Below are 24,918 nucleotides of genomic sequence, written 5' to 3' on the forward strand. Positions count from 1 at the left end.
GCCTGTTCCGTCGCGTAGAGGGGACAGGCTCCAGCGTTGCCAAGGATAAAGGCGTCGCTTGAGCTTGGGGTCGAACTCACCAAAGGACTATAACAATGGCTCTCAGTAAAGAAGTGCCGGAGTTTGACATCGACGATGAGGTTCTCCTTATGGAGACCGGCATCGATTCGGATTCGATGTTGAATGATGAAGGGGCTGCTCCACCTTCCGTTCGTTCCAAATCCAGACACTCCGCCACACTCAAACAACATAAATACATCGACTACACTCGGGCACTTGATGCCACGCAGCTGTATCTCAACGAAATCGGCTTTTCCCCTCTGCTCTCCCCGGAAGAAGAAGTTCATTTTGCGCGCTTGTCGCAAAGTGGCGATCCTGCCGGGCGCAAGCGCATGATCGAAAGTAACCTGCGGCTGGTCGTCAAGATCGCCCGGCGTTACGTCAATCGGGGGCTGTCGCTGCTGGATCTGATCGAAGAGGGCAACCTCGGCCTGATCCGCGCGGTGGAAAAGTTCGATCCCGAGCGCGGCTTCCGCTTCTCGACCTACGCGACCTGGTGGATCCGTCAGACCATCGAACGCGCGATCATGAATCAGACCCGGACCATCCGGCTGCCGATACATGTGGTCAAGGAGCTCAACGTCTACCTGCGCGCCGCACGTGAGCTGACGCAAAAACTCGACCACGAACCTTCACCCGAAGAAATCGCCAACCTGCTGGAGAAACCGGTGGGGGAGGTAAAGCGCATGCTGGGCCTCAACGAAAGGGTTTCTTCGGTCGACGTCTCGCTGGGTCCGGATTCGGATAAAACCCTGCTGGACACACTCACTGACGATCGTCCGACCGATCCGTGCGAACTGTTGCAGGACGATGATCTGTCGCAGAGCATCGATCAATGGCTGTCGGAGCTGACCGACAAGCAGCGCGAGGTGGTGATTCGCCGCTTCGGCCTGCGTGGTCACGAAAGCAGCACGCTGGAAGATGTCGGCCTGGAGATCGGCCTGACCCGCGAGCGGGTACGGCAGATTCAGGTGGAAGGGCTCAAGCGCCTTCGCGAGATCCTTGAAAAGAACGGCCTGTCGAGCGAGTCGCTGTTTCAATAAGCGCCTGATCGTCCGCCCGCAAAAAGCCCCGGCTGATTCAATCAGTCGGGGCTTTTTTGTTTTTCGCGTGCAGCAAATCGGGCTTTCGGCAGCCACCAGACAAGCGGTCGTCAATTTCTGTATTTGTAGTCTCGCGCTGTAAGCCTTTGCTTACTGTGTCGTAAGTGTTCGTTATTTTTACACTTCGGTGGAAGGCGATCGCGCTCACTTACAGTGAGCAACCTTTTGATTTTGTTAATTATTTCGTAAATGTTGTGTCCTTGTGACAGAGCGCGCGTACGCCGAGGGCCAATTGCTCGTCTCCAGAAACTCTCTAATATCTCAACTGTGTCGACGGACAGACACGCCCTTCACGGAAGAGGGGAACGGACATCGCAGGAGGCGATTCATCAGGACGATGAAAAGGAATACAGGGAATAGGGAAAAAATGTGGGCGGGTCATACCGCCCCTTTTTTCGTCTGCAGAAAAGCAGAATCTGCAAAAGCAAAAAGGCCCGCAAGGGGCCTTTCAGTCGAGCGCGGGGTAGATCAGCGTTCGAGGTCTTTGATCTTGCCTTTGACACCATCCCACTCTTCAGCATCAGGCAGCGATTCTTTCTTTTCGGTGATGTTCGGCCAGATATCCGCCAGCTCGGCATTGAGCTCGATGAAGTTTTCCATGCCGCTTGGGATCTCGTCTTCCGAGAAGATCGCCACAGCCGGGCATTCTGGTTCACACAGCGCGCAGTCGATGCACTCGTCCGGGTGAATCACCAGGAAGTTCGGGCCTTCGTAAAAGCAGTCCACCGGACAGACTTCTACGCAGTCGGTGTACTTGCACTTGATGCAGTTGTCGGTGACGACGAAGGTCATTTCTAATTTTCTCCTCAGGCGGCGGCAGCGTTGCCCCTTCACGGTTGGGGTCGCCAGGTTCGGGAGCGATACCTGCTGACCAGGCTATGAGCCAGCAGCATCCCGAACCGCGCGAGATTCTAACAGCTTGAAGCGAATTGCGTTATATCCGCTTCTTCAGTGCTTATATCCGGTTCTTCAGTGCATAGAGCATTTCCAGCGCACGGCGTGGCGTCATGTCGTCCAGATCCACTTTCGCCAATTCATCGAGCACCGGATGTGGCAGTGAGGCGAACATGTCGCTTTGCTGCGGTGTCGACGGCTTGCCCTTGGCCGCCGGTTTCGGCGCCTCGTGGGGCAGGGCAGTGTCTTCCAGGCGACTCAGATGCTCGCGCGCTCGCAGAATCACCTCGCTCGGCACGCCGGCCAGTTGTGCGACTGCCAAGCCATAGCTCTGACTGGCAGGCCCAGGCAGAACATGGTGCAGGAACACGATCCGTTCGTTGTGCTCGGTGGCATTGAGATGCACGTTAGCGACAAGAGGTTCGGCTTCCGGCAGCACGGTCAGCTCAAAATAGTGCGTAGCAAACAGGGTGTAGGCGCGCAAATGGGCCAAGCGCTCGGCCGCCGCCCACGCCAGCGACAGACCGTCAAAGGTGCTGGTACCGCGCCCGACTTCGTCCATCAGGACCAGACTGCGCTCGGTCGCGTTATGCAGGATGTTGGCGGTTTCGCTCATCTCGACCATGAAGGTCGAGCGACCGCCGGCCAGATCATCGCTTGAGCCGATACGGGTGAAGATGCGGTCGACCAGCGACAGCTCGCAACTGGCGGCCGGCACGAAACTGCCAATATGCGCTAGCAACACGATCAACGCGGTTTGCCGCATGTAAGTGGATTTACCGCCCATGTTCGGGCCGGTGATGACCAGCATGCGCGTATTGTCGTCCAGGCTCAGATCGTTGGCCACGAACGGCGTGGTCAGCACTTGCTCGACCACAGGGTGACGACCCTGGGTGATGCGCATGCACGGCTCGCTGACGAAACGCGGGCAATTGAGGTCGAGATTCAGCGCACGCTCGGCAAGGTTGCTCAGCACATCCAGTTCGGCCAATGCGCCGGCGGTGTCCTGCAGCGGTGGCAGCTGGCTGATCAAGTCTTCGAGCAGCGCCTCGTAAAGCATTTTTTCCCGGGCCAGCGCGCGGCTCTTGGCGGAAAGTGCCTTGTCTTCGAATTCTTTCAGCTCAGGTGTGATGAAGCGCTCGGCGCCTTTAAGCGTCTGCCGGCGGATGTAGTCGGCCGGCGCCGATTCGGCCTGCTTGCTCGGCAGTTCGATGAAGTAGCCGTGGATACGGTTGTAGCCGACTTTGAGGTTGGCCAGACCAGTACGGGCTTTCTCCCGGGCTTCGAGATCGATGAGGAACTGGCCGGCGTTTTCGCTCAGCGATTGCAGTTCGTCGAGCTCACTGTCGTAACCGGTTTTCAGCACACCGCCGTCGCGGATCACCGCAGGCGGGTTGTCGATAATGGCTTTTGCCAGCAGCGCCGCCAGTTCCGGGTAAGTGCTGGTGGTGGCCGCCAGATGCTGCAGGTGCGGCGCTTCCAGATCGGTCATCGCCACTTGCAGTTCGGGCAGTGCGCCGAGAGCGTCACGCAGACGCGCAAGGTCACGCGGCCGCGCATTGCGCAGACCGATACGCGCCAGAATCCGCTCGATATCGCCGATTTCCTTGAGCTGCGGTTGCAGCTTTTCGAAGCGGTAGCCGTCGAGCAGGCAGCGGATCGAGGTCTGACGCGCCAGCAACACGGTGAGATCGCGCAACGGCCGGTTCAGCCAGCGGGTCAGTAAACGGCTGCCCATGGCGGTCTGGCAGCGATCGACCACCGATTGCAGCGTGTTGTCGCGGCCACCGGCCAGATTGGTGTCGAGTTCCAGATTGCGCCGGCTGGCGCCGTCGAGCACCACGGTGTCATCGAGACGTTCATGACGCAGGCTGCGCAAGTGGGGCAGGGCGGTGCGCTGGGTTTCCTTGGCGTAGGCCAGCAGGCAGCCGGCAGCGCCAATGGCCAGGGTCAGGTTTTCGCAGCCGAAGCCTTTCAGGTCTTGGGTGGAAAACTGCTGGCAGAGACTTTTCAGCGCCGAGTCACGCTCGAAATCCCACGGCGCGCGACGGCGTACGCCACGGCGTTTTTCCGCCGGCAGGTCTTTCGGCCAGTCATCCGGAATCAGCAATTCCACCGGGTTGACCCGCTCCAGTTCCGCCAGCAGGTTTTCCCAGCCTTTGATCTCGAGCACGGTGAAGTTGCCGCTGGTGATGTCCAGCACCGCCAGACCGAATAGACGCTCGTCGCCCAATACCGCTGCGATCAGGTTATCGCGGCGTTCGTCCAGCAGCGCCTCGTCACTGACTGTCCCCGGCGTGATGATCCGTACCACCTGGCGCTCCACCGGGCCTTTGCTGGTGGCCGGGTCACCGACCTGCTCACATATCACCACCGACTCGCCGAGCTTGACCAGTTTCGCCAGGTACCCTTCCGCCGCGTGGTAAGGAATCCCACACATCGGAATCGCCTGACCCGCCGACTGCCCGCGCGCGGTCAGGGTGATGTCCAGCAACTTGGCGGCTTTCTTCGCATCTTCGTAGAAGATTTCGTAGAAATCGCCCATGCGATAGAACATCAGCTGGTCTGGGTGCTGATTCTTCAGGCGCCAGTATTGCTGCATCATCGGAGTGTGGGAGGACAGGTCGGAGACGGCTTTATTCATCGGATTGTCGGGCAACTCGTTAAAAGATGTAGGGCAAAGCGCGGGCAGTGGCCGGGCTTTTCCGCGATGGGCGCAAGGTTACCATGGCCAGTCTGCCCGACGCAGGCGCTGCGGTCGGGTGAGCATTTATTGGCAGGGAAAAGTTGATCTATGCACGATTTATGCAAATCAGCATTTGTCTTCACGAAAAACTTCAAGCACTATGCGCGTTATGCAAAAACGCAACGTTTCCTCCGTCTTAAGAGCACTGCTCGACCAGCACGGGATCTCCCCCACGGAGCTCCACCGTCGCACCGGCGTGCCTCAATCAACGCTCTCGCGGATTCTCAGCGGGAAGATTGTCGATCCTTCGGATAAACACATCTCGAAGATCGCTGAATATTTCAACGTCAGCACCGATCAGTTGCGCGGGCGCGCGGATGTCGCACCAACGGCGGCCGGCACGCGCGCTGACGTGCATGCGGAACTCAAGGACATAAGCCTGTGGGACGACGACACCCCCGTCGATGACGACGAGGTGTCGGTGCCCTTTCTACGTGAGGTTGAATTGGCTGCTGGATCAGGAAGATTCGTCATCGAAGAGAGCGAGCGCTCCAGCCTGCGCTTCGGCAAACGCAGCCTGCGCCACAACGGTGTGCAGTTCGACCAGGCCAAATGCGTGACGGTGCGCGGCAACAGCATGTTGCCGGTTCTGCGTGATGGCGCCACCGTCGGCGTCAACGCCGGCAAGTGCGGCATCGGCGACATCATTGATGGCGATCTGTATGCGATCAACCACAACGGCCAATTGCGCGTGAAGCAACTCTATCGTTTGCCCACCGGTATCCGTCTGCGCAGCTTCAATCGCGACGAGCATCCGGACGAGGACTACAGCTTCCAGGAAATCCAGGAAGAGCAGATCGTTATCCTTGGTCACGTCTTCTGGTGGGGCATGTACGCCCGCTAGCCCCTTTCGATTCAACTGAAACCTGCCCCTCGGCAGGTTTTTTTACGCCTGCAGAAATCTCCCCACCCCTTGGCCCGCTTGGGTTTCATGCATATGCGCAAATTTAATGCATAAATAAATGCATTTACGCATTGACTGTATATGCATCCATGCATATTCTTGCCACCAAGCCGCTCGACAAAGCGGCTGGCAAGACAAGCTCTTTAGTTCCACAAGAACAGGCAGCGATGAACCGGCCTCAACGGTTCAGAGGGTTGGCAACTGACCCGGGTGTGCAGCGTAAAGCACCAGAAGCAGTTATCCGGCGGGCAGGGACCGCGGTCGGAAAAACAATCTGAATGGACTCGTACCGCGCCAGTAGCGCCGAAAAGTCAGCTTCCTTCTCGAACACAGGATTTGAAGGAAGGCGAAGGAGCGCATTACTGAAAAGCCCGGTGTGCAAGCGCCGGGCTTTTTGGAATGCCTGCCTCAAGAGAAACCGTTTGAATCCAACCCATCACTCATCAATCACCCACGGAGGCGTGACATGACAAACGAGCAACAAGCGTTGGCGGACATGCCGATCTGGCTGGTCATCCTCCTCGCTGTCGTCGGCGGGGTGTCCGGCGAAATGTGGCGCGCCGACAAGGAGGGCGCCCGCGGCTGGTCACTTGTGCGGCGTCTGGCTCTGCGTTCCGGCGCCTGCATGATCTGCGGCGTGTCAGCGATCATGCTGCTGTATGCCGCCGGCATGTCGATCTGGGCCGCTGGCGCGTTTGGCTGCCTGACGGCGATGGCCGGCGCTGATGTCGCTATAGGCCTTTACGAACGCTGGGCGGCCAAGCGTATCGGCGTCTGCGAAGTGCCGCCGCGCGACCACCCTTAACCCTGAATATTTTTCCCTGCCGCCATGTTGGCGGCAGGGCTGCGCGTGGACGATTGAAAAGGAGGTCATGTATGCCCACACCGATCCAGCAGCCGTCGCAACTGTTTACAGCCATCGCGACGTCACTGCGCAACACCGCCGGCCTCAACCTCACCGTCGGCAACCATGATGATTTCACTGCACCGGGCGATCAGGCCTGGGTGCTGATCGACTTCGACCGCAATGGACCCGGGGTGCGCGCCGCTGACGGGCGAATTGCTCATGTCATGACGGTCTCTCTGCAAGTCATCCCGGCCCTTGCCGCCAGTGCATTTGCAGCGTGCGATCTGATTGCCGTGCTGAAAAACCTGATGACTGACAACCGCTGGAACATATCCGGCGATCAATGCGATCTGCCGATGAATATCGATGGCTTGCCGTCATTGCTCATCCGTGGCGATCGGCAATACAAAACCTGGACCCTGACGTTCAACCAGACACTCTACCTCGGCCCGACCTTGCTCGACGATCCGCTGGGCATGCCGAAATTCGCTCGCACCTGGGAAGTCAGCAACATCGACGACCCGGACCAGTACACCGCGCTGGAGGGCTGACCGATGTTCGATGCATTACTGCGCATGCAACTCGGCCCGATCATTGAGCGTCTGGCGGAAATGGAAGCGGAAATCGAAGACTTGCACCGCCGCGCCGAGAGTTTCTGTCGCATTGGTATCTGCCAGTCAGTTGATGCGGCGAGCAATACCTGCCAAGTCAGCCATGGTGGATTGCTCACCCCAGCGATCAAGTTCTTCAACCCCAGCGCTGGTGCGCAAAGTGAATCGCGCATCCCGACGGTGGGCGAGCAGTGCCTGCTGTTCAACTATGGCAGCGGTGAAAGCGGTGCGCAGAGTGTCGCGTTGTTCGGCTTGAACAGTGACCGTTTCCCCCCGGCCTCGACTGTGCCGACGCTGACCCGTCGGGTACATCAGGACGGCAGCGAAAGCAGTTACGACGACGCCAGCCACGCCTTGCACTGGCTTAACGGACCAACGCAATTCCACGGGTCTCGCGAGTCGCTCGAACTGAGCATCGGCCCTGCACGTCTGGCCATGACGCCACAACTGATCACCCTGCAACTGGGCGCCGTCGGCCTGAGTATCGACGCCTTGGGCGTGCACTTCAGCGGCCCCTTGGTCGATCACCAGGGCCGCGTCATCAGCCCCTGATTCAAGAGCCTCCCATGATCGGAATCGATAGAGACAGCGGGGCCACGGTCGACGACTGGCTGCAATTCGTGCAGCGCGCGACCCGGGCCCTGACCACACCGCTGGGCACTCGGCAGAAACGACCTTTGTACGGTTCGCTGATTCCCACTCTCCTCGGGCAGAACCTCGGTGACGACATTCTGCTTCTGGCACAGAGCCACGCCGCGCAAGCGTTCTACAACCCGCATAACGGTATCGATGATTTTCAGCCGCAAGTGATTGTTGCCAGTCGCCACGGTGACGGCCTGCTGCTGCGTTTTGCCGGCACCTGGAAAAACCGCCAACAAACCTTCGAGGTGGTGACATGAGCATGCTGATCCCCGGCCAGAATCAACTGGCCGAACCCGCGCTGATCACGGTTGAAGCGTTCGAAGATTTACTCAACGAGTTCAAAGCCTTCGTCGTCGAATACGTGGGTGCTCGTTCGCCGACCAGCGCCGCGAAACTCAAGGTGAGCCTGGAAAACGAAAGCGAATTGCTCACCCTCGCGCTAGAAGCGTTCTGCGTGCGTCTGCAAACCCATGAGCGCAAATACAACGCACGCATCAAACAGATGCTGGCGTGGTGGGCGACCGGCAGCAATCTCGATGCGCGGCTGGCCGACATGGGGCTTGAGCGGCAACTGCTCGATCCCGGCGACCCGGCGGCATTTCCGCCAGTGCCGGCGATTTATGAAAGTGATGACGACGCTCGGTTGCGTTATTACCTGGCACCTCATGCGCCGGCGGCGGGTTCGCGGATGCAGTATCGCCGCGAGGTGTTCACCCTCGGCGAGCGGCCCACGGTACAGGTTGAGTCCACTGATTCCGGCGTAGTGAATGTCACTTACACCTTCAACCCGGACGGCCTCGCCGCGCAGGTCAAGGATGGCAACGGGCGCCGCACTGCGCCGGGCGAAGTGCAAGTCACCGTGCTTTCTCGAGGCGGCGATGGCACGCCTTCCGAAGCATTGCTCGAGGGCGTCCGTCAGCACTTTGCTCGTCCAGACGTGCGCCCGGAAACTGACCTCGTTACCGTCAAGGCTGCCGAGATCCAGCGCTACAAAATCCGCGTTGTCGCCAAGATCAATTCCGGCCCCGACTCGGGCCTGACCAAGGTCGCGGCGCAAGCACAATTGCAAGCGTATGCCGACAGTTGCCATCGCCTCGAAGGCCGGGTCGATCCGAGCTGGATCGACTACACGCTGCACAGCGCCGGCGCCGTGCAACTGCAGATTCTCGAACCGCTGACGCCGATCGTGACCACCGCGTTTCAGGCGCCGTATTGCACAACGGTTGAAGTCGAGGTGCTGACGCTATGAGTGAAAAAACTCAGCGGCCAACCTTGCTTCCGGCCAACAGCTCGGCCCTCGAACGCGGACTGGATCTGGGCTTCGACGCCTTGCTCGACCGCATCGCGCCGCCGTTCCCGGAACTGATGAACCCCAGCGAAACGCCGGTGGCCTTCCTGCCGTATCTGGCTGCCGATCGCGGCGTCGCCGAATGGAGCACCGATGCGCCGGTGGCGGAGAAGCGCGTAACCGTCGAACTGGCCTGGCCCACCGCGCGCCAGGCCGGCACACGCAAGGCGCTGGAAAACGCCGCCAAGGGTTTGCAACTGCGCCCGGAAATCCGCGCCTGGTACGAACAGACACCGCCCGGCGCGCCGTACAGCTTTTCCGTGCGTGCCTTCAGCGACCAAACCTACAGCGAAGAAATCGACGCCCGTCTCGACCGCCGTCTGGCCGATGCGAAAAGCGAGAGGGACGTTCTCTCCGTGTCGGTGGGTTTGAGCGCATTCGGCAATCACGTCATTGGTGCTGCGACGTTTTGCGGCGAACTGACCACGGTTTATCCGGTGTTCATCGAAGGGCTTGAAACCTCTGGCGAGGCGTTCATGGCTGCCGGCATGTACACCGTCGAAACATCCACTATTTATCCTCAGGGGGCCTGAATGGCTGACTATTACACCCTGCTCACCAACGCAGGGATTGCCTACGAAACGGCGTGCAAGGCTGCGGGTGTGCCGATCAAGTTGACGCAGATTTCCGTCGGCGACGGCGGCGGCGCGGTCTATAACCCGGCTGCCACCGCGACCGCGCTGAAACGCGAAGTCTGGCGCGGACCGCTCAACGCACTGTTCCAGGATGAGAAAAACCCGAGCTGGCTGCTCGCCGAAGTCACTATCCCGCCGGACGTCGGCGGCTGGAATGTGCGTGAAGCCGGGCTGTGGACCGACACCGGCATTCTCTACGCTATCGTCAAATACCCGGAGTCGTTCAAACCGGTGCTGGCGACGTCGGGCTCGGGTAAAGAGTTTTACATTCGCTCGATTTTCGAGACCAGTAATGCGTCGCTGGTGACCTTGTTGATTGATGACACGGTGGTTAAAGCGACGCGTGCCTGGGTCATGAGTTATCTCGCCGAAGAACTCGGCAAACTTGATGGCAAGCAGTCGGTGCGTGTTGCGGCGACTGGCAATGTCGTACTTAACAGCGCACAGCAGATTGATGGTGTTGCCGTAATTGCCGGCGATCGTGTGCTGCTGCCGAGCCAGACGCTGGCCAAGGACAACGGCCTGTGGATTGTTGCCAATGGCGACTGGGTGCGGGCCACCGATGCCAACACCAGCGCCAAGGTCACCCCGGGTCTGACGGTCATGGTGGAGGAGGGCACGGCGAACGGTGATTCGTTGTGGCACCTGACCACCAATGCGCCGATCACCCTCGGCACGACTGCGCTGACGTTCAAGATGCTCGCGGGGCGCACCGGGATTGCAGCCGGGACTTATAAGAGTCTGACGGTTGATGAATATGGCCGGGCGACTGCCGGTGCCAATCCGGAAACGCTGGCAGGGTTTGGCATCAAGGACTCGTACACCAAGGCTGAAGTTGAGGCGTTGATCGCCAAGGCTTCCGCGTTGCCAGTTGGATCGATTGTGGCGTTTCCGGTTGATGCGCCACCGCCGGGTTTTCTGGAGCTGGATAACAGCGTCAAGAGCAGTGCGACGTATCCGGACCTGAGCGCTTATCTGGGCGGCAAGTTCAACAAGGGGGACGAGGGGGGTGGGAACTTCCGTTTGCCAGAGGCGCGCGGGGAGTTTTTGCGGGGTTGGGATCATGGGCGGGGCGTCGATGGAGGTCGGGCGCTCGGCAGCTATCAGGCTGATACGTTACAGAACATTACCGGGACTTTTGACGGCTATCTTGATATCAACACGGCAAGTGGCGCGTTCGGGTTGGCGAATTTGAGCGGAGCCCTGAGTCCGCTTAACCAAAAAGCTGCTTACCACGGTGTGTTGTTTGATGCTTCAAAAGTAGCGCGTACCTCTGCGGAGACACGCCCGCGCAATCTCGCGATCATCTGGTGCATAAAAGCTTGGAACGCCCCTGTCAACCAGGGGACCATTGATATCGCTGCGCTCTCTGCTTTGGCGCAACAAGCCTCCGAAACCAATCAAGGGACAGCGAAAGTTGCCACTCAAGCGCAGACGAATACCGGCGCCGATGACAGCGCTATCGTTACACCAAAAAAAATGACCTGGGGCTTTCAATTTCAGAAAAGTGGGGTCGGTTACTGTGTATTCCCGTCTTGGCTGGGAGGATTCACTATCCAGTGGGGAATTTACTCAGTTGTCTCAAGCACGGCGGATCAAGCAATTCCTTTTCCACTCACATTTCCTAATTCCGCGCTATCAGCCATCGCAATTAGTGACTATACCCCGGGCTCCGGGTCAGTCGGATTCGTTGCGTTAGGCGCGTTAAACAAGAACGGCTTTACAGTTCGGTCTTCTTCGGGCACTTCAACTCGATGGCTCGCAGTTGGTTGCTGAGGAAAAAATATGACTAACAAATACATGACGTTTGATGAGTCAGGCCACATTAAAGATCGCCTGATTCGAGGTGTTTGCGATATACCCGAGGGAGCGGTTCGCATTAGCGAAGAACTTTGGCTGCAGTCCGCGATAGACATGACAGGACAATGGTGTCTAGTCGATGGAGCGCTTACCAAAATACCATTTGAAGACAAAGTAGATTTTGCAAAGTTAATCGCTGTTGAACGGTTCCACCGGGAAACATCTGGTGTGGAATTTCAAGGCTCTACAGCGGATACCACGCGAGACGGTCAGGCATTGGTCGCAAGTGCTGCGGTAGCTGCAATTCTAGACCCGTCTTACAAGTGTGCATGGAAGTTTTCTGAAGGTTTCGCCGAGTTGGAGGCTGCCCAGATAATTGCAATGGCGACTTTGATTCGGACCCATGTTCAAGATTGTTTTGATCGTGAACGAGTATTGTTGGCAGCCGTTGAGTCTGGTGAATGTACTGAGGAGATGATCCATCAAGGCTGGCCAAACTCAGCCCGGTTAAACAACCTTCCTGAGCTATAACCGCCCCGACCTCAAGCGCTTTTTCTTATCCCTTCAACCCCCCCCCCCCAAAAAGCCCCTCCCTCCCGAGGGGCTTTCCCGTTTATGGAGAAACGAAAAATGGCAACCCGCCAAACCTACACCGTGCTCGTCCCATTCCCCACCGGCGGTGGGCATTGGTCGAGCGTTGGTCAAGAACTCGATCTGCTCGATGTCGAGGCCAGTGCCTTGCACTTTGCCGGGCGACTTGAGCCGAAAACCCCTATCACCCAGGCCAAAAAGGCCGCTGCCAAGAAGGCTGACTGAACATGGCTGAGGTTCTGAACTTCGAGCACAACGGCATTACCGTCAATGCCACCGAATCCCCCGAGGCCATGGGTGGCCTGGGTGACAACGTCATCGGTCTGGTCGGCACTGCGCCGAAAGCCGATCCGCTGATTCCGCGTAACGCGCCGTTCCGCACCAACAGCTTCACCACCCACGCGTTGCTCGATCCGACCGGTTCGGAAGAGGGCACGCTGTATCACGCGGTCTACCAGATCCTCAAAGTGGTCAAGGTGCCGGTGTACGTAGTCATCGTCGAAGCAGGCGCGACGCCGGCCGAAACGGTCAACAATGTGATCGGCGGTGTCGAGCCGGCCACTGGCCGCAAGCTCGGTCTGGCGGCGCTGGGCAGTGTCCCGGAAGACCTGACCATCATCGGCGCGCCGGGCTTCACCGGCACTAAAGCGGTGGCCGGCGAGTTCGCCGCGTTCGGCAAGCGCATCAAGGCCCGTGTAGTGCTGGACGGCAAGGATGTCTCGGTGTCCGATCAGGTGCTGTACAGCCAGGAACTCGGCGGCGCCGAACTCGGTTTCGACCGTTGCCTGGTGGTGCACAACATGCCCGCCGTGTATTCGAAAGCGGCGAAGAAAAACGTCTTCCTGTCGCCCTCCAGTCTGGCGATTGCCGCGCTGGCCAAGGTCAAGCAGTGGGAGAGCCCGGGCAACCAGGTGACCTTCGCCGAAGACGTTTCGCGGGTCGTCGAGTACAACATCCTCGACACGTCCACCGAAGGCGATCTGCTCAACCGTTACGGCGTCAGCTACTACGCCCGCACCGTGCTTGGCGGCCTCTCGCTGCTGGGTAACCGCTCGATCACCGGCAAGTTCATCAGCTACGTCGGCCTCGAAGATGCGATCAGCCGCAAGCTGGTCAAGGCCGGTCAGAAAGCCATGGCCAAGAACCTCACCAAATCCTTCATGGATCAGGAGGTCAAGCGCATCAACGACTGGCTGCAGACCCTGGTCGCCGACGAAACCATTCCTGGCGGCAGCGTGTATCTGCACCCGGAACTCAACAGCGTCGAGAAGTACAAGAACGGCACCTGGTACGTGGTCATCGACTACGGCCGCTACGCGCCGAACGAACACATGGTTTATCAACTCAACGCCCGCGATGAAATCATCGAGCAGTTCCTGGAGGACGTTCTCTAATGTTTACCAACCGCGTAAGACAGGCCATCGCGGCCACCCTGCAAGGCCTGCCGTTGTCGGCGACCGTTGAGGAATTCACCCCGCCGAAAATCGAATTCGACATGGAAGAGATGCGCGGCGGACGCTTTATCGTCGAAGAAATGGCCAAGGGCGGCAAAGCGCTCGGCGCCAAGCTGACCCTGCAAGGCCTCGGCGCCGAGGTGCTGCTGGCGCTGGGCGTGAAGCTGGGCGACGACATCCTGCTCAACGTGCGTGAAGCCGGTCAGGATCAGGACGGCAATACCTGGTTCACCTACCACACCGTCGGCGGCCAGTTGAAATCCCTTGAGGAAACCGCAGTGAAAATGGGCGAGAAGCCCAAGACCAATCTGGAACTGTCCTGCCGCACCTACAACCGCCTGGAAAACGGCGTGCCGGTGATCGACATCGACGTGCGCACGCAGAAATTCGTGCTCAACGGCGTCGACATCCTCGGTGATGCACGGCGTGCGGTGTTGATGCCGTAAACCCCGGTTTACCGGCAAATCACAAAACCCTGTGGGAGCGAGCCTGCTCGCGAAAGCGGTCGTTCAGTTACATCAATGTCGAATGTGCCAAAGCCTTCGCGAGCAGGCTCGCTCCCACAGTGGATCTAAACGAATCACCAAGGAATTCATACATGCCGTGGATGCCCCCCCAACACGAACTGCTGTCGCCGATCACCGGCGACGATGGCTCGCTGATCGAATCTATCCAGCTCAAACCGCTGTTCTACGCCGCACAAAAAGATGCGCTGGAGCGCGCCGGCGATGACGAAGACGATCAGTTCTTCGAGCTGGCGCTGCTCGCCACCGGCCTGTCGGTGAAAGAGCTCGATCAACTCAAACGTCCGGACTACGTAAGCATCGCTCAGTACGTCCATGAGATGTCGACCCGGCCGAGTGCGTACTTTCTTGACCAGATCGAGGACGCGGAGAAATCCGACGATCCCGATCAGGTGCAATTGCTGCAACCGCTCGCCGTGACCGGTCGCACCGTGACTTCGCTGAGCCTGGAAATGCCCGTGCTGCGCGCCACCAAAGTGATGAAGAAACTGAAGACGGCCAAGGAACGCGCCGAATTCATCACCGCCCACTGCACCGGCCTGATGATCCCCGATCTGGCCCACCTGACCGTCCCGGACTGGACGCAATTGCAGGTGCGCATCGACGATTTTTTAAACCAGCCGGCGGCCTACTTTCGGAACGCGACATCGAAGTAATCCTCGATATCGTCCCGCTCATTTACCCGGTAAGTGAAGCGGAGATTCTGGAATGGGACGCCGAAAAGGCGTTGCGCCGCTACGACATAGCGATCACTCGCCTTGGCGTGAAACAGGAGTAGAGCGGCATGGCAGAAAGCAAATTTGCGCCGATGAATGCCGATGAGCGGGGGGGCGCAGCAACCGGTGATATCCGCTTGAACATGGCTGCGGCAAACCCCGGCCCCGGACCGATCATCGGCGATCAATATCCCCAGCTGAGTCAGGCGCTCGTCACCGCAAGTATCAGGATCGATGCGTTGACGACAGCGATCGATTCATTGCGATTGGCATTGTCCAACTTGCGGATGCTCTCGTTGAGTTCCACCGCGAACGGTGAAGCCACCAGCGCGTCGGCAGCGCCGGATGAGGCCGCCGAGCGGACCAAGGCACCAGAAAGTGTGAGGCCGGCGATTGACTTTTATTCGGCGGCGGCCGATCTGGGTAGCGCGGCACAATTGACGCCAGTGCAGGCCAACGAAATCGCACTGTCGAGCTTGATCATGGCCAGTAAGCCGATGGTGGCGGCGGGAGGCACCAGCGGTATCGAACTGATCAAGGTTGCAACGCTGGCCGCCGACTCAGGAATTGGCAATGAGCTGACCAACGCGTCGGACAAGTCTTTTGAGCTGCTCAACTTCGCCAGCGACGCTGCGGTCGTAGCGTCGGCACTCAAAATCCCAGCGATGGAAGTCGCCGAGATGATGACGGTGTGGCGCACCTCGATGAAGCTCACTCGCGATCAGGCGTTTGACCTCGCGGATGCGACACACCTGCTCGGCAAAATGCCGGGTGGCGTCAAGTCCGCCGACATCGGCGCCGTACTCAAGCAATCAGGCGAGGCGGCGCTCACTGCAGGCTTGCAGCCCGAGCAGGCCGCAGCGCTGTCGGCAGCCTTGCTCCGCAGCGGAACGGGCAAAGACGATGCCGGGCAGGCGTTGAAGAGCCTTTCAGCTGCCTTGGGCAAAGGTGACAGCGTCTCCGCCGCCGAACGTGGCGCCTGGAAGCAGTTGGGGCTTGATCCTGCTGCCGTGACCGCTGCAATGCATGACCCCGACAAGCAGAATGCCCAGGGTGCGCTGCTCTCGGTGCTTGCCGCGCTGCACGCAAAACCTGTCGAACAACGCGCCACGCTGGCGCGAACCCTGTTTGCTGACAGCGCCAATGCGGTGCAGTTGTTGGCGCAGAATCCGGGCGATGTCAACGAGGCCTTTTCGCAAGTAAAGGACAAAAGTCAGTACGCGACTTCGGTGATCGGTGAGCGGAGTTCGGTGCGCCAGTCTGCACTGGCACGCTCCAATTCCCCGCAAGGACAGTGGAATGCTCAGACTGCTCGAAACGAGCGCTTGGCTATCGCCAGCGCCCAAGCGGTGGCGCCTTCTCCTGAAGGGCTGAGCGTTGCTGGTGCCGGCATCGACAGGATGAGTGAATTCGCTGAGGACCATCCGACGATCACGGCGGGGGTCATTGTTTTGGGTTCAGCCCTGAAAAAGCTATTCGATCTTGTGTTGGACGCCGGTGTCGATGAGGCGAAAGACCGGTTGCGCAAACGGATACCTGGAAGCGCCCTGGCGAATCCCCCCGATCTTTCGTCAACAGCAGATTCTGCATCGAGGCTCGCAGCGGACAAGCCGGTGACAGAGATTGCCAGTCTGGCTCCTGCGGCCGGTGCGGAAATGGCAATTGGCGAACGAGCATCATTGGTCGATACGCCGCACCTCGGGCCATCGACGGTTTCTCTGGAGGCGATTTCGCAGGCGATTCCGGCATCGAGCAGAAACGCGCAAACTGCTTTGAGTGAAAGACTTGCTATCACCGCGCCTGACACGCTTTCTGCGCCCGCCCAAGTGAGCAAGGATCTGGCGAGCGCCCATGCGTCTAACCAGCACGTGACCTACGCACCTTCGGTCCAGGTCTACTGCAGCGACCCCGGCAGCTCGGACAAGATCGGTATGTTGGTCGCGCAGCATCTGCAAAACCAGTTCATGCAAATGACCCCGCTGCTCACCAACAACCCCCTTGCCACCCGCCGCGACGCGGCCCTGACCGATGGAGTCGCCTGATGAAACAACAAATGGCATTGGGCAGTTTCATCTTCGGCCTGTCGCGCAGCTTTGCGTACCACCAGTTGCTGCGCAAGTCTGACGGCGGATGGACCGAGATACAGATCCTCACCAGCAAACCCAAGTCCAGCCAGACGGGACAGAAACCGGAAACCCTGACCATTACCGGCAAGTCGATGTACGCCGTAGCCATGGATCGGCTCGATGAATTGCGAGCTTTGCAGGCGCTGCGTATCCCGCTGCCGTTGATCGACGGGATTGGTCGAAACTGGGGCCTGTGGCGGATCAGCAGCGTTCAGGAAAGCCAGACCCAGATCATCGATGACGGTACGGCGATGGTAGTCGATTGGGTCATCGAACTAGCGGAGTTCAACAATGCGTAAAGCACGAAGTGTGGCCGGTGATTCGGTGAATCTGCTGCTCTACCGCGAAACCGGGCGCAGTGATGACGCTGCCGAAGAAGTGCTGTGGAAGCTCAACCCGACCCTGGCCGAACACGGGCCGATTCTGCCCGCCGGCGTCTGGATCGTGCTACCGGAACTGGATGTGAAACCCGCCGTGGTCAAAGCAGCGACGGCGTGGGATTAAGGAGGTTGAATGGCACTGGGATTTACGCCGGCAGTGAATATCTACGGGGCCAACGCGGCCCTGCTCAATCAGCGCCTGATCAGTTGGGAGCACATCGACGCCGCCGGTTTCGAGTCCGATCAACTGACGTTGACTATCGATCTGGAGGGGCTTGAGGGGTTGCCGAATCTGGGCGGCAAGATTGGCCTGCAAGTCGGTTATCGAGAAACCGCAATGGTCGATAAAGGCCTGTTCAAAGTGACGCGTCTGACGCCGACACTGTTTCCGTTTCGCCTCACCCTGGTGGCCACTGCGGCGCCATTCAGCAAGGATGATGAAACCGGCTTCAAGCAGCGCCGCACCGCCAGTCATGGGCCAACGACGCTGGGTGGTTTATTTCGCAAGCTGGTGGAGCTGCACGGATTTTCGCCACGGGTCGCGCCTGAGATTTCGTTGATACGCATCGAGCACATCGACCAGTCCAACGAGACCGACATGGGGTTTGTCACGCGTCTGGCGAAAAAATACAACGTCGTCGCCAAGCCTTACGGCGATGTCTATGTGCTTGCGCGGCCCGGGCAGACCAAGTCGTTGTCGGGGCAGATTCTGCCGGACGTGACGCTGTCGGTTACCCACAACAATCGCCCCGGCGATCACGCATTCATCAGCGCCACGCTGGAAGAATCGGCCCGCGAGCAGGTCAAGGGCTGCAAGACCTGTTTCTGGGATGCGGCGGCCGGGGTGTTGCGTTGGATCGAGACTGGCGTAGCGCCGTTCAAGACGGTGCGCCAGAAGCAGCCCAGCGAAGCGGATGCCATCGCAGTTGGCGAGGGCGAAGTACGCAAGATGTTGCGGCAGAAATACAAAGTGAAAATCACTTGCCCGGGGGAACCACGGCTCGCGGCCGAAGGGCTGGTATTGCTCGATGAGAGCTGGCCGGACTTCATGCGCGGACGCTGGTCGATCGACAAGGTCACCGCCAGCGGCAGTCGCGAGAACAGCTATCGCTGCCTGATTGATGCGTCGTGCCTGGACCCGAAGGCGGAACAGTAATCCTGAACCGAGTGCTTATTCCTGTGGGAGCGAGCCTGCTCGCGAAAGGGACGTCAGCTTCAGCATCGATGTGACTGATCGACCGCATTCGCGAGCAGGCTCGCTCCCACAGGGACTGCGGCGTTCACTGTAATTTCTCTTACTTCGGAACACCCCCATGAAGATCACCCCGATCCTCACGCAACTGCGTGGGCAATGCCCTGGGCTTGCCAATCACATTTCGGTGGGTGTCGATCTGGCGTTGCTGCAAGGCAACCCGGATCTGCCAACACCTTCGGCCCACGTGCTGGCAATCGCCGATCTGGCCAGCAACAGCAACACACAAAACCTCACCACCCAACCAATCCGCGACCGCTTTGAAATCGTCCTGGCCCTTGACGCTACCGACGCGACAAAAGCGCTGGATGGGTTGCACGACCTGCGCGCCGAACTGTGGCGTGCGCTGGTGGGGTTCAAACCCGATTCCGACTACAGCGCCATCGTCTACGACGGCGGCGAGATGGTCTCGATCAACAGCAGCCGCGCCTTCTATCGGCTGCGTTTTTATGCCGAGTTCCAGCTCGGCCGCAATCTGCCAAGTCAGCCTGCGGAGAGTTGGCACGAGCGCGAACTGGACGCTTTGTCGTCTTTTACCGGGATGACGGTGCGGGTCGATGCGATCGATCCGGCCGACCCCAATCTGCAACGCCCGGGTCCGGATGGCCGGGTGGAAATGACTTTCTCTGGAGACGTAACCCCATGAGCAACCGCATCACCGTAGTGCCGGCCGCTGGCCGTGTCGTACCTGACCCGGAGGCCGGCGACTTGCTGCCGGCCGCAGGCCGTGAAGTGCTGGACAGCGCCTGGTGGCGCCGGCGTCTGGCCGACGGCGATATCACACTCAAAACCGCAAAAGCGGCTAAACCACAGGGAGCCAAATAATGGCGATCGGATTCAGCAACATCCCGGCGGACATTCGTGTGCCGCTGTTCTATGCCGAAATGGACAACTCGGCCGCCAACAGCGCGACCTCGGCCATGCGCCGTTTGATCGTCGCCCAGGTCAACGACAATATTGCCCCGACTGAAGTCGGCAAACTGGTGCTGGTTTCCAGCGTGGCGCTGGCGAAAAGCATCGGCGGCCAGGGCTCGATGCTCGCTTCGATGTACGAGACCTTCCGCAAGGCTGACCCGATAGGCGAGATCTGGTGCCTGCCGCTGCACAACACCGAAGGCGCCATCGCCAAGGGTGTGTTGACCCTGACCGGTACCGCGACCCAGGCAGGCATGCTCAATCTATATGTCGGCGGCGTGCGCGTGCAGGCCACCGTGGTCAACGGCGCCACCGCCGCTCAAGCGGCCACTGCACTGGCGCAGAAAATCAACGCCACTGCCGACCTGCCGGTCAGCGCGGCGGCTGCCGAAGGCGTGGTCACCCTGACCGCCAAATGGACCGGCGACAGCGGCAACGACATCAGCCTGCAATTCAATCGCCTGGGCAAGAGCAACGGCGAAGAAACTCCGGCCGGTCTGACCAGCGCAATCACCGCCATGACCGGCGGCGCCGGTGTGCCGGATCAGATCGCCGCTGTCGCGGCACTGGGCGATGAGCCGTTCGAATTCATCGCGCTGCCGTGGTCCGATCTGGCCACCCTCAACACCTGGCAAGCGGTGATGGATGACAGCACCGGGCGCTGGTCGTGGGCCAAGCAATTGTTCGGTCACGTCTACAGCGCCAAACGCGGCACGGTCGGTACGCTGGTCGCTGCCGGCCAGGCGCGCAACGATCAGCACATGACCATCCAGGCGCTGGAGCCGGGCGTACCACAACCGTTCTGGGTACAAGCGGCGGCACTGGCTGCGCGCACGGCGGTGTTCATCTCCGCCGATGCCAGCCGTCCGACGCAAAGCGGCAGCCTGCCGGGTGTTGACCCGGCGCCGGCGAGCGAGCGCTTCACCCTGACCGAGCGTCAGTCGCTGCTCAATTACGGCATCGCTACGGCGTACTACGAAGGCGGTTACGTGCGCATCCAGCGCTCGATCACCACCTACCAGAAGAACGCCTACGGCCAGGCCGACAACTCCTATCTGGACAGCGAAACCATGCACCAGTCGGCGTTCATCGTGCGTCGTCTGCAAAGCGTGATCACCAGCAAATACGGCCGCCACAAACTGGCCTCCGACGGTACCCGTTTCGGCGCCGGTCAGCCGATCGTCACGCCTGCGACCATTCGCGGCGAGCTGATCGCGCAGTACGCCAAGCTCGAACTCGAAGGCCATGTGGAGAACGCCGAGCTGTTCGCCGAGCACCTGATTGTCGAGCGCGACGTGCAGGACCCGAGCCGCGTGAACGTGCTGTTCCCGCCGGATTACATCAACGGTCTGCGCGTGTTCGCACTGCTCAACCAGTTCCGTCTGCAGTACGACGACGCGGCCTGATCCGCGCAGTCGGCGCTAAGCATTCAGCCCACCTCGCGTGGGCTTTTTATTTGAAGGGAGAAACACCATGGGTCAACTGATTGCAGGCACCTGCTACGTCAAGGTCGACGGCGCACAACTGACCATCAATGGCGGCTGCGAAGCCCCGCTGATGGCCGTCAAACGTGAAACCGTCGTGCCCGGTTTCTACAAGGAAACCGACATCGCACCGTCGTTCAAAGTGACCGCGCTGCACACCGCCGACTTCCCGCTGAAGAAGCTGATCGAAGGCACTGATATCACCGTCACCTGCGAATTCAGCAACGGCAAAGTCTACGTGCTGGCCGGCGCCTATCTGGTCGAGGAGCCAGTTTCCAAGGGCGACGACGCCACCATCGAACTGAAATTCGAAGGCATCAAGGGGACCTGGCAATGAGCGGCGCCGTGAAGCTTCAGGTAGCGATCGAAGCCCACGGCGAGCCTCTGACCGAACTCACCCTGCGCCGCCCGACGGTGCAGGAAGTGCGAGCGATCAAGGCGTTGCCTTACAAAATCGACAAGAGCGAAGAAGTCAGCCTCGACATGGACGTGGCGGCCAAATACATCGCCGTGTGCGCCGGCATTCCGCCGTCGTCGGTCAACCAACTCGATCTGGCTGACCTCAATGCACTGAGCTGGGCTGTTGCGAGTTTTTTCATGAGTGCGGCGTCGGCGCCATCACCGACCTGATCGCGGTCGCCTATGACCTGGCCTGGTTCTGGAAGGTTGACCCCGAACAGATGATGGCCAGGCCACTGGATGTGCTCCGCGAATCGCTGGAGCACGCGCAACGGATCAATGCGATGCAGCAGGTGCAGTGATGGCAGACGAAGAGAAGAAAACCCCGAAACCGGTGCTGATCACCGGCATCGATGAACTCTCGCCCAAACTGGGCGCCCTGCGCATGAAGGTTGAGAGTTTTAAAAACAATCTCGAGCAGACCGGCCTCGGCAAACTGGACATCAGTGGTCTGTTCAACGGCGGCAGCGTGATCACGCCGTTTGTAGACGGCATCAAATCGGCCGCAGCGTTCCAGGGCAAATTGAGCGAAGTCAGCGACACGGCGAAAACCGTCGATCTGCCCGCCGCGCCGACAGCAGCGACACAGAACATGAACGTGTTCAGCGCGTCGATGCAAAAGGTTTCGGCGGCGGTGGACGCCGCGCTGGTGCCGGCGGTGGGGGCCTTGGTGGTCGGGCTTGAGCCGATGCTGACGCAGGTTGGCAGCCTGCTCGCCGACAATCCGAAACTGGTCGAAGGCCTGGCTGCGGGGGCGATTGCCTTCTCCGCCATGCAAACCGCGGTCACCGGTATGACGCAGGTGATGGACGTCATGAGCATGGTGCTCAAGACCAACCCGATCATGCTGATCGCCCTGGGCATTGCCGTGGCGGCCGGTTTGATCGTGGCCAACTGGACGCCGATCAGCGCGTTCTTCACCGAGATGTGGGAGGGCGTGAAAAACATCGGGGCGAGTGCGATGGCGACGTTGCGCTCGGTACTCGACTGGCGACCGCTGGCGGCACTGGCGGCGTTGTGGGAACCGGTCACGGGATATTTCTCGGCTATCTGGGACAAGGTCACGGTCGTGACGGCGCCAGTGATCGACTTCTTCAAGTCGGTTTTCTCGTGGTCGCCTGCGGGGATGATCATTGAAAACTGGGGGCCGCTGACCGGCCTGTTCTCGGCGATCTGGGAATTGCTCAAGGCCTTGAGTGTGCCGGTGATGGCATTTCTCAGAAACCTGTTCGATTTCTCGCCGATGCAGATGATTACCGATGCGTGGGGTGGTGTTGTCGCGTTCTTCGAACCGATGTTCAGCGGCCTGCTAGAAGTCGCGCTACCGGCTAAAGAACTCCTCGTGTCGCTGTTCGACTTCTCGCCAATGCAGATGATCACCAGCGCCTGGGGAGGCATTGTTGCGTATTTCCAGCCGATATTGACGACGCTGCAATCGGCTGTGCAAAACACCCGGGATACTTTGCGGGCAATGTTCGATTTTTTCCCGATGGAAATGCTCACCAGCGCCTGGGGTGGAGTTGTCGGTTTCTTCGAACCGATCTGGATGGCGCTGCAAACGTCTGTGCAGCGAGTCAGGGGCTTTTTCACCAGCCTGTTCGAGTGGTCACCGCTGGAGCAGATTGCCCAGTATTGGCAGCCGATCGGTGAGGTCTTTTCGGCGCTCTGGGGCGTTGTGTTGGCGCTGTCCGCGCCGGTCGTGGACTTTCTGCACAGTCTGTTCGAATGGAAACCGCTAGATCAGATCATCGAGAGTTGGGGGCCGATCACTGAGTGGTTCGGCGAGTTGTGGCAAAAGCTGCAAACCGTCATTGCGCCGATCAAGGAGTTGTTCGACGGTGGCTTCGCCGGACTGATCGCCAAGGTCACCGGCAAGGTTGAAACGCTGACCCAAGCGCAACGCGAGACCAATGCCGAAGGCAAGGGTGAGCTCGCACCGGCGTTCTTCGGCGCGAGCGCAGCGACTGCCGGCAACGGCACGCTGCAAAGCGGTTCGTTGCCACACACCTCCAGCGCGCTGATCCAGCAAAGCGCCGCCAACAACCGTACGCAACTTGAAGGCGGCCTGACCGTGCGCTTCGAAAATGCACCGGCAGGCCTGCGTACCGAACAACCGCAAACCAATCAACCGGGCCTGGCCGTGTCTTCACGCATCGGCTATCGCTCGCTGTCGATGGGAGGTTCCCAATGAACTGGCGTGACCGTTTATTGCCGGCATCCTTTCGCGGTGTCGGTTTCTGGATCGACCAGGCGAAAACCCCGGTCGGTCGCAAAGGGCAGTTGCATGAATACCCGCAACGCGACCTGCCGTTTTTCGAGGACCTCGGCCAGCAGGCCAAGACTCACGATCTGACCGCGTTCATCATCGGCCCCGATTGCCTTGAGCAGCGCGACAAGCTGCTCAAGGCGCTGGAGCAGGGCCGTGGCGAACTGGTGCATCCGTGGCTTGGACGCCTGCAGGTCAAGGTCGGCGAATGCGACATGACTCACACCCGCCAGGACGGTGGGCTGGTGACGTTCGCCTTGAAGTTCTATCCCGACCAACCCCTGCCGTTTCCGACCGCCACGGTCAGCACGCAGAAAGTGCTGCTGGCCAAGGCCGACGGGCTGCTGGGTTCGGCGGTGGCGCGTTTCGAACAGGCGATGACTTTGATCAAGGCTGCGCGGATCGGCATCACCAACCTGCGCAACAGCCTTACCGGCGTCTATGACGTGATCAAGGAGCAATTGAAACCTTTGATCGAGCAGTACCGCCAGATCACTGAACTGGTCAAAGCCGTGAAAGAGCTGCCCAAGGAAGTGGCGGCGGAATTCAACGGTTTGCTCGGCGATATCCAGGAACTGAAAGCGTTCGCCAAGGAAGGCTACCGTGGCGTGATCGCCGACGTGTCGCAGCAACTCGAAGCGATTCGCAAGGCTGATGCGCCGAAGATCACCACCGGCAAGGACACCAATGCCGCAGCGCAGGCGATGGCCGATCTGGTGCAGGACACGCTGATCGTCAAAGTGGCGCAGTGGGTCGCATCGATGCCAGTGGCCACCCGAGCGCTGCAACTGCCGTCGACGCCCACCGTTGCTCAGCAGGCCCATCAGCAAGTCACCCGCCCGGAAGTCCCGGCCACGGATGATTTGCAGGCGCTGCAAAAGGATTTGGTGGAGGCGCTGCAAGGGGCGAAAAACAAGGCCGATCCTGATCACTATCAAGCCATCAGTGACGTGCAGGATGCCTTGGTTGCGCACCTCAAGGCCGTGGCATCCTCGGGCGTGCGACTGGTCAGCAAATCCTTTCAGGAAAGCCTTCCAGCACTGGTCATAGCGTACAAACAGTTTGGCGACGCCACGCGAGTCACCGAAGTCGTGCAGCGCAACGGCGTGACCAATCCGTTGTACCTCCCGCAAAGCGATGTGAAAGTCTCCAGGGAGTGAA

At 59.7% G+C, this 24,918-nt stretch carries 26 protein-coding genes and 1 pseudogene; 25 read left to right on the forward strand and 2 right to left on the reverse strand.

The window, feature by feature from the left end; genetic code table 11:
* The first annotated feature begins 95 nt into the window (after positions 1 to 95).
* The gene (gene rpoS, locus AB4N85_RS00820) at positions 96 to 1,103 is read left to right on the forward strand and encodes an RNA polymerase sigma factor RpoS (RefSeq protein ID WP_016771451.1); all 1,008 of its coding nucleotides are present in this window, start codon (positions 96 to 98) and stop codon (positions 1,101 to 1,103) included.
* 528 nt (positions 1,104 to 1,631) lie between these two features.
* Here the strand turns inward: rpoS and fdxA are convergent.
* Both fdxA and mutS read right to left on the reverse strand, forming a co-directional pair.
* Positions 1,632 to 1,955 (reverse strand): ferredoxin FdxA, encoded by a 324-nt coding sequence (gene fdxA / locus AB4N85_RS00825; protein ID WP_150636333.1) that lies wholly within the window; start codon positions 1,953 to 1,955, stop codon positions 1,632 to 1,634.
* Between the two features lie 163 nt (positions 1,956 to 2,118).
* Positions 2,119 to 4,701: a DNA mismatch repair protein MutS gene (gene mutS, locus AB4N85_RS00830; protein WP_041478113.1), complete on the reverse strand. Its 2,583-nt coding sequence runs from the start codon at positions 4,699 to 4,701 to the stop codon at positions 2,119 to 2,121.
* 202 nt (positions 4,702 to 4,903) lie between these two features.
* On the opposite strand from mutS, the gene AB4N85_RS00835 reads away from it, so the two are divergent.
* From AB4N85_RS00835 to AB4N85_RS00950, 24 genes and pseudogenes are all read left to right on the forward strand, one after another.
* A complete protein-coding gene (locus AB4N85_RS00835; RefSeq protein ID WP_056783238.1) occupies positions 4,904 to 5,647 on the forward strand; it encodes a LexA family transcriptional regulator in 744 nt (247 codons plus the stop codon).
* Positions 5,648 to 6,173: 526 nt separating this feature from the next.
* The gene (locus tag AB4N85_RS00840) at positions 6,174 to 6,512 is read left to right on the forward strand and encodes a phage holin family protein (protein WP_056783240.1); all 339 of its coding nucleotides are present in this window, start codon (positions 6,174 to 6,176) and stop codon (positions 6,510 to 6,512) included.
* A 71-nt stretch (positions 6,513 to 6,583) separates the two neighbouring features.
* On the forward strand, positions 6,584 to 7,105 hold the full coding sequence (locus tag AB4N85_RS00845) for a hypothetical protein (protein ID WP_460066586.1): 522 nt from the start codon (positions 6,584 to 6,586) through the stop codon (positions 7,103 to 7,105).
* 3 nt (positions 7,106 to 7,108) lie between these two features.
* Positions 7,109 to 7,717, forward strand: a complete 609-nt coding sequence (locus AB4N85_RS00850) for a phage baseplate assembly protein V (protein ID WP_460066588.1) — start codon at positions 7,109 to 7,111, stop codon at positions 7,715 to 7,717.
* 14 nt (positions 7,718 to 7,731) lie between these two features.
* Entirely contained in the window at positions 7,732 to 8,064 is a 333-nt protein-coding gene (locus AB4N85_RS00855) for a hypothetical protein (protein WP_056783245.1), read from the forward strand.
* Positions 8,061 to 9,056 (forward strand): baseplate J/gp47 family protein, encoded by a 996-nt coding sequence (locus AB4N85_RS00860; protein ID WP_460066591.1) that lies wholly within the window; start codon positions 8,061 to 8,063, stop codon positions 9,054 to 9,056. Before AB4N85_RS00855 ends, AB4N85_RS00860 begins: the two co-directional genes overlap by 4 nt.
* Positions 9,053 to 9,688 (forward strand): phage tail protein I, encoded by a 636-nt coding sequence (locus tag AB4N85_RS00865; protein ID WP_256810382.1) that lies wholly within the window; start codon positions 9,053 to 9,055, stop codon positions 9,686 to 9,688. Before AB4N85_RS00860 ends, AB4N85_RS00865 begins: the two co-directional genes overlap by 4 nt.
* A complete protein-coding gene (locus tag AB4N85_RS00870; RefSeq protein WP_460066593.1) occupies positions 9,689 to 11,566 on the forward strand; it encodes a phage tail-collar fiber domain-containing protein in 1,878 nt (625 codons plus the stop codon).
* A gap of 9 nt (positions 11,567 to 11,575) precedes the next feature.
* Positions 11,576 to 12,121: a DUF4376 domain-containing protein gene (locus tag AB4N85_RS00875; protein ID WP_305382320.1), complete on the forward strand. Its 546-nt coding sequence runs from the start codon at positions 11,576 to 11,578 to the stop codon at positions 12,119 to 12,121.
* 99 nt (positions 12,122 to 12,220) lie between these two features.
* The gene (locus AB4N85_RS00880) at positions 12,221 to 12,406 is read left to right on the forward strand and encodes a hypothetical protein (protein WP_039762525.1); all 186 of its coding nucleotides are present in this window, start codon (positions 12,221 to 12,223) and stop codon (positions 12,404 to 12,406) included.
* Positions 12,407 to 12,408: 2 nt separating this feature from the next.
* Positions 12,409 to 13,575, forward strand: coding sequence for a phage tail sheath protein (locus AB4N85_RS00885; RefSeq protein ID WP_460066597.1), 1,167 nt, complete (start codon positions 12,409 to 12,411; stop codon positions 13,573 to 13,575).
* Positions 13,575 to 14,081 carry a phage major tail tube protein gene (locus tag AB4N85_RS00890; protein ID WP_039762530.1) on the forward strand — a complete coding sequence of 169 codons (507 nt, stop codon included), beginning with the start codon at positions 13,575 to 13,577 and terminating at the stop codon, positions 14,079 to 14,081. The genes AB4N85_RS00885 and AB4N85_RS00890 overlap by 1 nt, the downstream gene beginning before the upstream one ends.
* 152 nt (positions 14,082 to 14,233) lie before the next feature.
* Complete coding sequence (locus tag AB4N85_RS00895; protein ID WP_460066600.1) at positions 14,234 to 14,815, forward strand: phage tail assembly protein; 582 nt, start codon at positions 14,234 to 14,236, stop codon at positions 14,813 to 14,815.
* 128 nt (positions 14,816 to 14,943) lie between these two features.
* Complete coding sequence (locus AB4N85_RS00900) at positions 14,944 to 16,917, forward strand: phage tail tape measure protein (protein ID WP_052392155.1); 1,974 nt, start codon at positions 14,944 to 14,946, stop codon at positions 16,915 to 16,917.
* The gene (locus AB4N85_RS00905) at positions 16,917 to 17,300 is read left to right on the forward strand and encodes a phage tail protein (protein WP_460066603.1); all 384 of its coding nucleotides are present in this window, start codon (positions 16,917 to 16,919) and stop codon (positions 17,298 to 17,300) included. The genes AB4N85_RS00900 and AB4N85_RS00905 overlap by 1 nt, the downstream gene beginning before the upstream one ends.
* Positions 17,293 to 17,505, forward strand: coding sequence for a tail protein X (locus AB4N85_RS00910; protein WP_056783262.1), 213 nt, complete (start codon positions 17,293 to 17,295; stop codon positions 17,503 to 17,505). The genes AB4N85_RS00905 and AB4N85_RS00910 overlap by 8 nt, the downstream gene beginning before the upstream one ends.
* Positions 17,506 to 17,514: 9 nt before the next feature.
* Entirely contained in the window at positions 17,515 to 18,537 is a 1,023-nt protein-coding gene (locus tag AB4N85_RS00915) for a phage late control D family protein (RefSeq protein WP_252877581.1), read from the forward strand.
* A gap of 157 nt (positions 18,538 to 18,694) precedes the next feature.
* Positions 18,695 to 19,279: a phage tail terminator protein gene (locus tag AB4N85_RS00920; RefSeq protein ID WP_252877582.1), complete on the forward strand. Its 585-nt coding sequence runs from the start codon at positions 18,695 to 18,697 to the stop codon at positions 19,277 to 19,279.
* Positions 19,276 to 19,458 carry a DUF2635 domain-containing protein gene (locus AB4N85_RS00925; RefSeq protein ID WP_024011856.1) on the forward strand — a complete coding sequence of 61 codons (183 nt, stop codon included), beginning with the start codon at positions 19,276 to 19,278 and terminating at the stop codon, positions 19,456 to 19,458. Before AB4N85_RS00920 ends, AB4N85_RS00925 begins: the two co-directional genes overlap by 4 nt.
* Positions 19,458 to 20,954, forward strand: a complete 1,497-nt coding sequence (locus AB4N85_RS00930; RefSeq protein WP_071174557.1) for a phage tail sheath subtilisin-like domain-containing protein — start codon at positions 19,458 to 19,460, stop codon at positions 20,952 to 20,954. Before AB4N85_RS00925 ends, AB4N85_RS00930 begins: the two co-directional genes overlap by 1 nt.
* A 67-nt stretch (positions 20,955 to 21,021) precedes the next feature.
* Positions 21,022 to 21,369: a phage tail tube protein gene (locus tag AB4N85_RS00935; RefSeq protein ID WP_007908779.1), complete on the forward strand. Its 348-nt coding sequence runs from the start codon at positions 21,022 to 21,024 to the stop codon at positions 21,367 to 21,369.
* Complete coding sequence (locus AB4N85_RS00940) at positions 21,366 to 21,662, forward strand: phage tail assembly protein (protein ID WP_150743329.1); 297 nt, start codon at positions 21,366 to 21,368, stop codon at positions 21,660 to 21,662. Before AB4N85_RS00935 ends, AB4N85_RS00940 begins: the two co-directional genes overlap by 4 nt.
* A gap of 130 nt (positions 21,663 to 21,792) precedes the next feature.
* A pseudogene (locus AB4N85_RS00945) lies at positions 21,793 to 23,692 on the forward strand (phage tail protein).
* Complete coding sequence (locus tag AB4N85_RS00950; RefSeq protein ID WP_095180509.1) at positions 23,679 to 24,917, forward strand: DNA circularization protein; 1,239 nt, start codon at positions 23,679 to 23,681, stop codon at positions 24,915 to 24,917. The pseudogene AB4N85_RS00945 and the gene AB4N85_RS00950 overlap by 14 nt, the downstream one beginning before the upstream one ends.
* The last annotated feature ends 1 nt before the right edge of the window (position 24,918 follow it).

This window comes from Pseudomonas sp. H1_G08 (genome assembly GCF_054681355.1).

What these genes read in the sequence shown, in the direction of transcription:
- AB4N85_RS00925 (WP_024011856.1), top strand. Translation starts at nt 19,276, where the DNA reads ATGAGCAACCGCATCACCGTAGTGCCGGCCGCTGGCCGTGTCGTACCT.
- AB4N85_RS00860 (WP_460066591.1), top strand. Translation starts at nt 8,061, where the DNA reads ATGAGCATGCTGATCCCCGGCCAGAATCAACTGGCCGAACCCGCGCTG.
- AB4N85_RS00840 (WP_056783240.1), top strand. Translation starts at nt 6,174, where the DNA reads ATGACAAACGAGCAACAAGCGTTGGCGGACATGCCGATCTGGCTGGTC.
- AB4N85_RS00900 (WP_052392155.1), top strand. Translation starts at nt 14,944, where the DNA reads ATGGCAGAAAGCAAATTTGCGCCGATGAATGCCGATGAGCGGGGGGGC.
- rpoS (WP_016771451.1), top strand. Translation starts at nt 96, where the DNA reads ATGGCTCTCAGTAAAGAAGTGCCGGAGTTTGACATCGACGATGAGGTT.
- AB4N85_RS00870 (WP_460066593.1), top strand. Translation starts at nt 9,689, where the DNA reads ATGGCTGACTATTACACCCTGCTCACCAACGCAGGGATTGCCTACGAA.
- AB4N85_RS00930 (WP_071174557.1), top strand. Translation starts at nt 19,458, where the DNA reads ATGGCGATCGGATTCAGCAACATCCCGGCGGACATTCGTGTGCCGCTG.
- AB4N85_RS00950 (WP_095180509.1), top strand. Translation starts at nt 23,679, where the DNA reads ATGAACTGGCGTGACCGTTTATTGCCGGCATCCTTTCGCGGTGTCGGT.
- mutS (WP_041478113.1), bottom strand. Translation starts at nt 4,701, where the DNA reads ATGAATAAAGCCGTCTCCGACCTGTCCTCCCACACTCCGATGATGCAG.
- AB4N85_RS00935 (WP_007908779.1), top strand. Translation starts at nt 21,022, where the DNA reads ATGGGTCAACTGATTGCAGGCACCTGCTACGTCAAGGTCGACGGCGCA.
- AB4N85_RS00895 (WP_460066600.1), top strand. Translation starts at nt 14,234, where the DNA reads ATGCCGTGGATGCCCCCCCAACACGAACTGCTGTCGCCGATCACCGGC.
- AB4N85_RS00905 (WP_460066603.1), top strand. Translation starts at nt 16,917, where the DNA reads ATGAAACAACAAATGGCATTGGGCAGTTTCATCTTCGGCCTGTCGCGC.
- AB4N85_RS00865 (WP_256810382.1), top strand. Translation starts at nt 9,053, where the DNA reads ATGAGTGAAAAAACTCAGCGGCCAACCTTGCTTCCGGCCAACAGCTCG.
- AB4N85_RS00835 (WP_056783238.1), top strand. Translation starts at nt 4,904, where the DNA reads ATGCGCGTTATGCAAAAACGCAACGTTTCCTCCGTCTTAAGAGCACTG.
- AB4N85_RS00920 (WP_252877582.1), top strand. Translation starts at nt 18,695, where the DNA reads ATGAAGATCACCCCGATCCTCACGCAACTGCGTGGGCAATGCCCTGGG.
- fdxA (WP_150636333.1), bottom strand. Translation starts at nt 1,955, where the DNA reads ATGACCTTCGTCGTCACCGACAACTGCATCAAGTGCAAGTACACCGAC.
- AB4N85_RS00880 (WP_039762525.1), top strand. Translation starts at nt 12,221, where the DNA reads ATGGCAACCCGCCAAACCTACACCGTGCTCGTCCCATTCCCCACCGGC.
- AB4N85_RS00850 (WP_460066588.1), top strand. Translation starts at nt 7,109, where the DNA reads ATGTTCGATGCATTACTGCGCATGCAACTCGGCCCGATCATTGAGCGT.
- AB4N85_RS00875 (WP_305382320.1), top strand. Translation starts at nt 11,576, where the DNA reads ATGACTAACAAATACATGACGTTTGATGAGTCAGGCCACATTAAAGAT.
- AB4N85_RS00855 (WP_056783245.1), top strand. Translation starts at nt 7,732, where the DNA reads ATGATCGGAATCGATAGAGACAGCGGGGCCACGGTCGACGACTGGCTG.
- AB4N85_RS00885 (WP_460066597.1), top strand. Translation starts at nt 12,409, where the DNA reads ATGGCTGAGGTTCTGAACTTCGAGCACAACGGCATTACCGTCAATGCC.
- AB4N85_RS00910 (WP_056783262.1), top strand. Translation starts at nt 17,293, where the DNA reads ATGCGTAAAGCACGAAGTGTGGCCGGTGATTCGGTGAATCTGCTGCTC.
- AB4N85_RS00845 (WP_460066586.1), top strand. Translation starts at nt 6,584, where the DNA reads ATGCCCACACCGATCCAGCAGCCGTCGCAACTGTTTACAGCCATCGCG.
- AB4N85_RS00890 (WP_039762530.1), top strand. Translation starts at nt 13,575, where the DNA reads ATGTTTACCAACCGCGTAAGACAGGCCATCGCGGCCACCCTGCAAGGC.
- AB4N85_RS00940 (WP_150743329.1), top strand. Translation starts at nt 21,366, where the DNA reads ATGAGCGGCGCCGTGAAGCTTCAGGTAGCGATCGAAGCCCACGGCGAG.
- AB4N85_RS00915 (WP_252877581.1), top strand. Translation starts at nt 17,515, where the DNA reads ATGGCACTGGGATTTACGCCGGCAGTGAATATCTACGGGGCCAACGCG.